General features: G+C 69.3%; 1 protein-coding gene. It reads left to right on the top strand.

The genetic code is table 11. The features are described 5' to 3' along the window. Window positions 1-371, top strand: a 371-nt coding sequence (locus tag AB0C16_RS40960) for a hypothetical protein (protein ID WP_357691618.1), incomplete at both ends; no start/stop codon positions are given.

Genomic DNA, 371 nt, shown 5'->3' with positions numbered 1-371 from the left:
TTCCTCGACAAGACCTTCGGCTGGGGCTTCGCCACTCCGGCCAACCGCGCCTGGATCGAGGGCGGCAGCCCCACGACCGGCTTCCTCAAGGGCACCGGTGAGAACGCGCTCGGCGGCTTCTTCAGCTCGCTGGCCGGACAGGCCTGGGTGGACTGGCTGTTCATGCTCGGCCTGCTGGGCATCGGCACCGCGCTCATCCTCGGCGTCGGCCTGCGGATCGCCGCCGTCACCGGAAGCCTCCTGATGGTCATGATGTGGGCGGCCGCACTGCCCCTGACCACCAACCCCTTCATGGACGACCACATCATCTACGCGATCGTGATGGTCGGCCTGGCCCTGGCCGGCGCCGGCACCACGCTCGGCCTGGGCAA

The organism is Nonomuraea sp. NPDC048916 (assembly GCF_040649575.1).
In the GTDB taxonomy this organism is placed as follows: Bacteria; Actinomycetota; Actinomycetes; order Streptosporangiales; family Streptosporangiaceae; genus Nonomuraea.
Note: the sequence above shows the minus strand (reverse complement) of the source record. Positions and strands in the feature narration are given on the sequence as shown.